The organism is Microcystis sp. M079S1 (assembly GCF_020246425.1).
In the GTDB taxonomy this organism is placed as follows: domain Bacteria; phylum Cyanobacteriota; class Cyanobacteriia; order Cyanobacteriales; family Microcystaceae; genus Microcystis; species Microcystis aeruginosa.
Genome location: NZ_JADBSZ010000155.1, coordinates 1 through 10,071, shown reverse-complemented (window position 1 = coordinate 10,071; position 10,071 = coordinate 1). Strand labels below are relative to the sequence as shown.

8 protein-coding genes are annotated in these 10,071 nt (G+C 45.2%); 4 read left to right on the top strand and 4 right to left on the bottom strand.

Annotated features, from left to right (window positions below; all coding sequences use genetic code 11):
- Positions 1-189: 189 nt before the first annotated feature.
- A complete protein-coding gene (gene cruG, locus IM456_RS10330; RefSeq protein ID WP_287694800.1) occupies positions 190-1,386 on the bottom strand; it encodes a 2'-O-glycosyltransferase CruG in 1,197 nt (398 codons plus the stop codon).
- A gap of 1 nt (position 1,387) precedes the next feature.
- Entirely contained in the window at positions 1,388-2,302 is a 915-nt protein-coding gene (gene cruF / locus IM456_RS10325) for a gamma-carotene 1'-hydroxylase CruF (RefSeq protein ID WP_287694802.1), read from the bottom strand.
- 1,033 nt (positions 2,303-3,335) lie between these two features.
- Between cruF and IM456_RS10320 the strand changes: the two genes are divergently transcribed.
- The 3 genes from IM456_RS10320 (at position 3,336) to IM456_RS10310 (ending at position 5,513) form a co-directional block, all read left to right on the top strand.
- Positions 3,336-4,844 carry a serine/threonine protein kinase gene (locus tag IM456_RS10320; protein ID WP_149987660.1) on the top strand — a complete coding sequence of 503 codons (1,509 nt, stop codon included), beginning with the start codon at positions 3,336-3,338 and terminating at the stop codon, positions 4,842-4,844.
- Between the two features lie 172 nt (positions 4,845-5,016).
- Positions 5,017-5,247, top strand: a complete 231-nt coding sequence (locus tag IM456_RS10315; protein WP_002784101.1) for a hypothetical protein — start codon at positions 5,017-5,019, stop codon at positions 5,245-5,247.
- Positions 5,244-5,513, top strand: coding sequence for a type II toxin-antitoxin system RelE family toxin (locus IM456_RS10310; protein ID WP_149987661.1), 270 nt, complete (start codon positions 5,244-5,246; stop codon positions 5,511-5,513). The genes IM456_RS10315 and IM456_RS10310 overlap by 4 nt, the downstream gene beginning before the upstream one ends.
- Before the next feature lie 277 nt (positions 5,514-5,790).
- Here IM456_RS10310 and IM456_RS10305 read toward each other — a convergent pair whose 3' ends face one another.
- Positions 5,791-7,380: a glycoside hydrolase family 57 protein gene (locus IM456_RS10305; protein WP_149987662.1), complete on the bottom strand. Its 1,590-nt coding sequence runs from the start codon at positions 7,378-7,380 to the stop codon at positions 5,791-5,793.
- A gap of 147 nt (positions 7,381-7,527) precedes the next feature.
- Here IM456_RS10305 and IM456_RS10300 point away from each other — a divergent pair, with 147 nt between their 5' ends.
- Complete coding sequence (locus IM456_RS10300; protein WP_149987663.1) at positions 7,528-8,682, top strand: histidine kinase; 1,155 nt, start codon at positions 7,528-7,530, stop codon at positions 8,680-8,682.
- Here the strand turns inward: IM456_RS10300 and IM456_RS10295 are convergent.
- The gene (locus IM456_RS10295; protein ID WP_149987664.1) at positions 8,660-9,487 is read right to left on the bottom strand and encodes an alpha/beta fold hydrolase; all 828 of its coding nucleotides are present in this window, start codon (positions 9,485-9,487) and stop codon (positions 8,660-8,662) included. The genes IM456_RS10300 and IM456_RS10295 overlap by 23 nt on opposite strands.
- Positions 9,488-10,071: the final 584 nt, after the last annotated feature.

Genomic DNA, 10,071 nt, shown 5'->3' with positions numbered 1-10,071 from the left:
TTTTGCTAATAAACATAGCAAAATTATAGATGATTTCCTGACCTAAGATCACATTTTATTCTTTTTTCCACTTCAATCTAAGAATTGAGAAAAAAGCAAAACCTTATATTATACCATAAAAAAATTATGCAAGAGGTCTATAAAAGAAACCCTTAAAGTTGGGTTTCTACGAAACTGAGGGTCTTCACCCTAACATTTTTGATACAATCGACCGCGCCAACTTTGGGGACGGGTAAAAGCAGAGATAAAAATGCGGATAACTGCCAGCGGATCCGCTAGGGGAGATAGCCAAAATAATCCCGAAGATAGATTGACTTTTTCGCCGCGATAGTAGCTAGGAGAGACGGCCAATAAAAGGGCAAAGCGAATCAATAACAGCAGCAGGTTTAAAGTCAAAACAATTTTTAAACTCAGGAAATTGTAGCCAAAAATCAAAGCTGTGAGCAGTAAAGGAGTGATAATTATCGGTAATCCCTGAGTAAGAGCTAATAAAGCTAAATCGCCCCATAATTGCCCCTGATAGGAGGCATCTTTGAGGTCAAGAGATCTGCCCCATTCGCGCCAAGTTTCCTTGAGTCCTTCGTACATCCGCACGCGAATCAACTTCGCCCCATCGAGAAATCCCACCCGATAGCCTTTCGTTGCCGCTAGACGGGCGAGGGTGACATCATCGCAAAAAGAACCTTTTGCCCCGCTATAACCGTCTAAAGCCGCTAAAACTGACCGCCGGCAGAGAAAACATTGACCATTGGCCATGACTCGTTCGGGATCTTGCCCGCGCACTCCGGCCGCATCAAAGCGATAGAGCAAAGTCATCAATAAAGCTGGCTGTAACCACCATTCTCCCGGATAGGAGAGGATAAATTGCGGCGACAGGGAAACTAAATCGTAACCTTCTGCGATCGCAGCTTTAACTAAACTAGCCACTAAATTTGCTTGGGGTTGGGTATCGGCATCAATGCCCAAAATCCAGTCACTTTTAGGAGAACTAAACAAAAAACCATTGTGTAACGCCCAGGGACGACCTACCCAATCGGGGGGCAAAGGATAATCGGTTTTCAAGCGAAAGCGGGGGTCTTTTGCCGCTATCTCTTTGACTTTTTCCCGCGTACCATCTTGGGAATTGCTATCGACAATCAGAATTTCTCGCACTTCGTAACTCTGTTGACTCAATCCCCGTAAACAACCGTCAATCCTGGCCACTTCGTTTAACGTCGGCACAATCACGCTTACCGTCCCTAACATCTCCGGGGTGGGGGGTTGGGGAGTCAGGGGAGGACGACGACGCGCCCCTTTCAGCAGACGGGAAAGAAGGATAAAAAAGGCAACAGCCTGAGACAGCAGTAGCCCCAGGCAGAATGCACCGAGAATTATCTCAGTTAACAACTTATTTGGCTCCTCTCACCGAAACAACGGGGATTTTTAGGGTTGTTACTTCGCTGGTTGCCACTGTTTGCCCGGAAGCAACAGCCTTGGCGCGATTATAGAGGAGTATTAAAGGCAGAATACCGGTGAGTAATCCTAAGAAAATAGGCGGATAAATACCAGCACCGATACTCATGACCGTAGCAAAGCCAAAATTACCCAAATACATCACAAAAGGTAGGGTTAAATCTTGACTTGGCAGTTTCACCGGTTGCACTTGCCAGATTAAAGTGGCTACCGTCATAAAAACACAGCCTGTACCGAACCAACCAGCAAAATTTTCATAGGGCATCCCAAAGAAGGCCCCCGGTTGTTCCCAAATCCAGAAGGGGATGGTAGTTTGACTCATGGCTGGATCTAGGACAAAATCCCAGGAAGTTAATAATACCGCCCCGATAGCGATCGATCCTAGATTTTGTAGCCACTGGGGTATAGCAAGAGTGGATAAACCAACACGAGCGATGATATAGGCACTAAAACCGAGATAAAACCAAGATAGGGGGATAGTAAAGGGGACTAAACCCGCAATTTTGTAACCTAAGCCCGAAAGATAACGATAATGACCGAAAGGAAAGCCGGTACTGGTTCCTAATAGTTCGCTACAAAGGGATAAACTGATAGCAGGAACCATGAATCCTAACCAGTGCCACACTCCTAGAGTCCGATAGGCATAAACAGCCACCGCTGCCATTCCTAACACCATATACACCACACCCCCCCCGGCCATTGACCAAGCAAAGGCAGTTTTGCCAAAATCAGGTAAATTGGCCACAAATTCGGGATGGGGCAAAACTAGCAACAATCCCGCTAGTCCAAAAGCCATCGATACGATATGACCGATGAGCAGAGCTTTTTCGATCGCAATTAGTCGTCTCATTAAATCTCTAGCACTGCGAAGGGATAATCATTTTCAAGTTTACAAATCTTTATTAAAGAATTATTACGCAGATCGGTCACTTTCGGCAAAAAAGTTTTACTGGGGGTTAGGGATTTGCCTGTCCTAGTTGTTTAGGAGTCAGTCCCGATGCAACAAGTTACACCGTCAAGCATGAAAATATTCTGATTGACGAATTGGCGTTATTTCAGCCTCTATTTTCAAGTCAGTCCTGATGCCAAAGTTGGCACCGCCAAGCCTGAAAGTGGTACTTTTCCCTCCTGCCTTCTGCCTCCTGCCTCCTGCCTCTTTCAAGTCAGTGGTACTTTTCCCTCCTGCCTTCTGCCTCCTGCCTCCTGCCTCTTTCAAGTCAGTGGTACTTTTCCCTCCTGCCTCCTGCCCCCTGCCTCCTGCCTCTTTCAAGTCAGGAGAATCAAGAACGAATAATAAGCAATCAAATTGTCTATTTAGAGATTTTATGCTACTTTATACTTAGGGCTTGCTGAATAATGGTAAAACCCTTTTAAAATAAGGCTTTTGACCTGTTAAAATCTGATGTTCATGCTGCGAAAATAGGATTGGGACTTTCAAAAACCTTGCATTATCCTTCTTGTAGTACATAAATTGGTACAAAAAACAAGGGCAACAAAGCGTGAAACGACCAGCTACTGACTCCTGACTCCTGACTCCTAACCCCTAACCCCACCAATACACTTTTTCAGCAAACCCTACTTAGTTTTTTCATTTTTTTCAACCCCCAACAATTAATTATGCAAGGGGCAATGACTAAAAATGCCTGAAAATAAGTACCTAAGCAAAATTAATTACACATATCTAACCACCTCTTGCCTCTTGCCTCTTGCCTATCTTCACTAGGAAATTAATTTTGCACGACTACTTATATGTTAACAATGATGCTTTTAGCCCGAAAAAAAGGCACTCTAAGATTAAGTCCGCTCAATTGCCCACCAATTGCAGCGGTTCTTAAAAAAACTCTCTCCACCAGACTCACTATAATTAACACAGTAGCCTAGCTATGTCGGCAGAATCTAGACATCGGAGCTTACTTACCAATCGATACCAACTGGTCGAGTTGATCGGTAGCGGCGCCATGGGACAAGTATATCGAGCAGAAGATAAACTATTAGGTGGCGTAACCGTCGCCGTGAAATTCCTCTCGCAAACTCTCCTCAACAAAAGAATGCGTGAGCGCTTCGAGCGAGAGGCGACTATTTCGGCACTTTTAGGCGAAAAAAGTATTCATATTGTTAAAGTTCGTGATTATGGTGTAGATGAAAAGGAAGTCCCCTTCTACGTCATGGAATTTTTGGAGGGGGAAAGCATGAGTGAAATCATCAAATATCACCCGCTGCCTCTCTCGCGCTTCCTCAATCTCACCCGTCAGATTGGTTTCGGCATGGAATGCGCCCATAAGGGTATTATCTTCCAAGGCGAGATGTGTCCGATTATTCACCGGGACATCAAACCTAGCAATATTATCGTGGTTCAGGACTCGGGATTAGGGGAATTAGTGAAAATTCTCGATTTTGGCATCGCTAAACTCATCCAATCGGGAGAATCCCAAACCCAATCGTTTATGGGAACCTTAGCCTATTGTTCCCCAGAACAGATGGAAGGTAAAGAACTCGATCATCGTTCCGATATCTACAGTTTCGGGATTATGATGTACGAGATGATCACGGGAGAAACGCCTCTTTTTCCCGATAATTCCTCCTTTGGCGGTTGGTATGAGGTTCACCACTACGCCGAACCCCGTCCCTTTAATCCTAGCTTGCAATTACCGCCAGAATTAGAACAGTTAATCCTGCGCTGTTTAGCCAAAGCACCCAGCGATCGACCGCAAAGTGCTACAGATATACTACAAATTCTCGAACGACTCGAACCCCTATTCAAAAATGAAATAGTCAAAAAAACCGACGATTACACCACCCAAATCAAAACCCTTGATGATTTAAATCAAACCATTGTTTCTGCTGCTAATGCGAGGGATATCTGTCTCAAGTCCAGTTGGCCTGAGGACAAACCCCGCCAAAAAATCGTCTTCCCACGCTGTCTCCAGGCTGCTGACGGCGTTTTTGCCAGTTTATGGGTAATGTTGGATCGAGAAGATATCGCCGTCCGGGTTGCTAGTGTCCGTTATAATCAATTCCTCTTTTTACCCACACCCCACCCGATGATTCTCTGGATTACTGTCCTCTATCATCGTCAACGGATACCCCGCTGGTTGCCCTGTTATTTGGACTTAAAAACCCCCCAGGGTCAAAAAATGACCAAAACCCTCGGCGAAACCGGTCAATACTGGATTTTATTTTTCCCCCTCGAAGGCGGCCCGATCTGTGAAAATGTGATCACCGCTAATATTCTCCCCAATCAATGCCAAATTTTGCAGCAATGGCTGACCGATAGTCAATTGGGCCGGGGTGGCAACCCGCAAATTAGCAAGCGGATGTTAAAACGGAAACTCGAGGAACTCAAACCCAAAATTCTGGCTAAATTAGATTCAGAACTGGCCGGGCAGCCCTAAAAAATTAGGGAGGCATTAACTAACCCCTTTTTTATTGAACAAGGTGGAGGCAATGTTTGTAATAAGTTCGTAGTGGGGCCTACATAGTTCCTGAGTCTGACGAAAAATTTTTCTGAACTTCGGTTAGAATCGAGGAACTGTATGTGATTGCCGTATTTACTGCGATAAACCTATGACTAAACTGCTGCAACAGGCGATCGCCCAAATCCAACAACTTCCGCCCGAACAACAAGATGCAATCGCATCGCGGTTTCTGGATGAGTTGAAAGACGAGCAAAAATGGGAAGCTAGTTTTGCTGCCACAACAGATGAGCAATGGGAGCAGATGACTGCGATGGTGCGTCAGGAAATAGCAATGGGTGAAACTACTCTAGCCAGTGAAGTATTTCCGACACAAAAATGAAATCAAGTGTCACCAAAACGTTTCGTAAACAGCTTAATAATCTTCCTGCATCAGTTCAGGAACAAGCAGCCAAAGCTTATGCACTCTGGCAAGAAGATCCGTATCACCCCAGCCTTCAGTTTAAACAAGTCAGTCAAAAGCAACCGATCTACTCCGCTCGTGTCAGCCTTAACTATCGGGCTTTGGGTTTGTTAGAGTCTGAGCATATTTATTGGTACTGGATTGGCGCACATGATGAGTATGATGAGTTGCTGAAACGGATGTAATTTTGGGGTAATCGATGAATATGCCCCATAACAGCGCAGTCGAGCGGACAGCGGACGGGACTAATATTTGTGTATATTGCCAAAGCTATCTGCCGCTCTTCACTTTCGCTATTAGCCATCATCCATTCCCAATGCCTACTTCTGTATTATAAGTTGGGTACTATTTTTGTAGATAGTGCAGAAATCTACAGGAGATCAAGTAATGAGTGAATCAGAAAGCAACAAGGTGCGTTACAAACCATAACGCACCAAAATTTTTATTAATCTCTAACAAAGATTACAGGGGTCGATAGACGCGATAATCAATATTGGGGAAAATATTATCGATTTCCTCGACTTTTTGCAACCAACCGGCATCAATCTTCTCGGATTTCACATCTTCATAGATTTTATTTAACCGCAGCAGGTGGGAACGAGTGCGCCGGACAGCATAGGGAACCATCGTACCGGTTCGCATAATAAACGCCCAATCAGAAGATTGTGCTAATAATAACTCCCGGGCCGCCTGATTTAAAGCCCGTTCCTGCAATTCATCCTCCGCTTCATGATGACTTAATTCAATCATCCGTTCCGTGCCTTTGTGTAGGTGAGGATAGATCCAAGCATTAGTTTCATTCAGCCAGTATTCATGGAAACCCTTATAACCCCAACTAGATTGGGAAGGACGACAGACCTGCTGGGTCGGGTTAGCCCGGAGATAATCGGCTAAATGGGTCATTTGGTAGATATTTTGGTCATACCAAGACTTACGGAACAGAAAATCAATAAACCAGGGTCCCTCATACCACCAGTGACCGAATAACTCGGCATCGTAGGGAGAAACAACCAGGGGAGGACGGCCCATAATTCCGGCTAAACTCTCCACTTGCCGCTCGCGATTATACATAAAATTGCCTGCGTGTTCGGCGGCTTTTTCTTTGGCCCAGTAGGGGTCATAAAGACCTTTTTCCGATAAACCACCGTCCCGGCTAGTAATTTTGTGGTATTTGATGCCTATATTCTTGCGTTGACCGTTGGGCATGATATAGGGCTTAATATATTCGTATTCCGCTTCCCAGCCCAAATCTTTATAGAATTCCCGATAAACTATATCCCCCGGATAACCGACTTGGGAAGACCACACCTGTTGGGAAGATTCGTGGTCACGACCGAAAGCGGCCACCCCGGTTTCCGTGAAAATGGGCGCGTAACTGCCGTAACGGGGGCGAGGACGACCGTAGAGAATACCGTGGCCATCGACGAGGAAATAACGAATGCCTGCATCGGCTAACATTCTTTCTACCCCTTCGTAGTAGGCACATTCCGGCAACCAAATGCCCTTGGGACGACGACCGAAATTTTCTTCGTAGTGTTGACAGGCCACCTCAATTTGCGCCCAGACCGCTTGTGGGTACATTTTCATCAGGGGCATATAACCATGAGTCGCACCACAGGTGATAATTTCTAGGTTATTACTGTCGAGGAATTGTTTAAATGCCTTGACCAGATCCCGATCGTATTTTTCCCAAGTTTGTCGGATACTTTGGAAAGATTCAGCGTAATATTCGGCTAAGTAGCGAATATGGCCATTGTGTTGATTATGGTCGATTTCTTTAGCAATTAATTCTTCTAACTTACCTAAGTGTTCTTCATAACGCTCTTGCAGTAACGGATCCCGCAGCATCGACACCAAAGGCGGAGTCATGCTCATGGTCATTTTAAAATCGATACCATCCCGCTTGAGACCTTCAAAAACTTGCAGCAGAGGGATGTAGGTTTCTGTGATTGCTTCGTATAACCATTCTTCTTCGAGGACGTAATCGCTTTCGGGATGGCGGACGAAAGGGAGATGAGCGTGGAGAACTAGGGCAACATAGCCAAAAGCCATAGGATTTCTTCTTAGAATTAAGGAATAAAACTTTAAGATTAGGTTGAGTAGATTTTATACTATCTTAAGCTTCTACAATAAAGAATATGATAAAAGTCGATCAATCGTCGATCGATCTCGTCAATCCCTAGGTTTACTAATTTCCCGATGCTCCCATCTAACGAGCCCCTGACTGCTTTAGGGAGAGAGACGACAACGCCTCTCTCGATTCAACTTTTGCTGTTTGTTGATGACCGTCCCAGTTCTCAAGAAATTATCCGTCAAATTCAGGCCTATCTCCAGTCTTTAAAGTCTGATTACCCAATTGACCTACAAATCATCGAAATTCGCCAGCAACCTCATTTAGTCGAACATTTTCGCCTTGTAGCTACCCCCGCCTTGGTCAAAATTGCCCCCGGCCCCCGCCATACCCTCGCAGGCAGTAATCTGGTGGAACAGTTTAAAAAATGGTTGGTACGCTGGCAAAAAGCGATTAAAGAGGAGGTCAAAAATCATCCCGCTGATGATGCACAACTTCAAGAGGTGGAACATTCGGGCGAACTCATCCGCATCGCCGATGAGGTTTTTCGTCTCAAACAAGAAAAGGAAGAATTATTAGAACAATTAAAATTTAAAGACCAAATTTTGGCTATGTTAGCCCACGATTTACGCAGTCCTCTCACCGCCGCTTCCATCGCCGTGGAAACCCTAGAATTAGCCTATCATCAACCAGATACTGAGCGCAGTCTGCAATTACGAGAACAACTGCACCAACAGGCCCGCAAACAGTTCCGGATTATGAACCGTTTGATTACAGATATTCTGCAAGCTTCTAAGAGCATGGCGGCGCAATTTACTCTCCAACAGAGTAAATTTTATCTCCAATCCCTCTGTCAGGAAATTTTGTCTCAATTTACCGATACTTTTCAGGAAAAGACTTTAATTCTCCAAAGCGATATCCCCCAAGATTTGCCCCCCGTCTATGCTGATGAGGAGTTAATCCGACAGGTGATTATTAATCTCTTGGAGAATGGGATCAAATATACCCCCGCCGGCGGCGCAATTACCCTTTCTGTCCTCCATCGTACTACTCAAAAAGTACAGGTGAGCATCAGTGATACTGGCCCCGGCATCCCCGAAGAAAAACAAGAGCATATTTTTGAGGGTCATGTGCGTCTCAAACGGGATGAGGGTAAAGAAGGTTATGGCATCGGTTTATCGGTCTGTCGCAAGATTATTCGCGCCCACTACGGTCAAATTTGGGTGGATAGTGTCCCTGACCACGGCAGTAGTTTTCACTTCACCCTGCCAGTTTATCGCTAAAATGCTCCGCTAACCAATTATCAATGTCCCCTAAAACTAAGTCGGGGATTTCCCAGGGGAACAGATGGGCTGTATCTGGGTAACATTTCCACCGAGACAGTTTCAGTTTTTCGGCCGTTTCTTGGCTCGAGGCACTGGTAATATGGCGATCATTTGCCCCCGCCAGAACTAAGCAGGGAATTGTGATTTTGTCAAGAGATTTTAAACAATTGTAACCTTTTTTTAAAGCCCGATTTAGAGCGCGATCGGCAAATGGAGAAGTTTGTAAGTAGGCAGGAACAGCATCTTGAGCGAGATATTGATAGGCAATCCCTTGATGTTGTGAAAAAAGATACTGAAACAGAGAACGACGGGCAAAAGTATCAATATTCCAACGCCATCCCGGTTTGATCTGATTGAGAATTGCCGCTATCCCCGTCAAAACTAAATCTGTGGTGGTGATGGGAGGATGACTACCCCAAGGACGCGCGGCCGAGGCCACTAGAATTAAACCAGGAAAGCGATCGGGATGCCGCAATACTAATTCCAGTGCGATTATACCCCCCAAAGACCAACCGAGAATTAAACATTGCTGGATTTTTTGGCGATCGAGCAGCCCGATTAAATCCTCTAGATGTTCTTCTAGCTGAAAATCGCAGCGATAACGACTTTTACCGTAGCCGCGCAGATCCGGGGCCAGGGTTTGCCAGCGTTGGCAAAAATGATCGGTAAATACAGACATACTGGCTGCCGAACCGGGATGACCGTGCAGACAGAGGATCGGATAGCCATTACCTTTAATGTTAACGTTTAGAGCCATCGACATTGATCAGTTATCAGTTATCAGTTATCAGTTATCAGTTATCAGATTTGAGTTTTAAGTGTGCAGTATGTAAGCTGTTGACTATCTAAATTACTCGTTAAGATTGCAGGGGAGCGCTGGAGCTGCGGAGCAGCGAGAGGCAGTTTGAGCATTTGTACTAAAATTTCCAATACGCAGTTTAAATTCAGTACAGCTTGTTAAGCTAAGACGTATTTAAACCGCTTATTCTTAGATTAGCCGAATCTCCTCCAATTCCTTTACTGTTGCAAGAGTGCAAGAGCGCAAGAGTGCCTCGTCTCAACAAGCAATTTAAATTACGAACAGCTTAAGCGAGCAGTATTAAGGGACTTGCGCTTTGATAATGTACCTTTTGGGCGAACGCAGTTCGCCCCTACATTGTGGACAAAATCCGTTACTGTAGGGGCGCAAGGAACTGGCACCCTCCGCTCGCTCAGGTTTGCTGATCACCCTAAGTAGGGGGAGAGCCTTCGAGAGCCCCCTTCCTCTTAGGGACTTGCGCTTTGATAATATGCCATCTGGCTGGTCTGATTCTTCTACAGAGCGATTTCCTGGCTGGGATATTATTC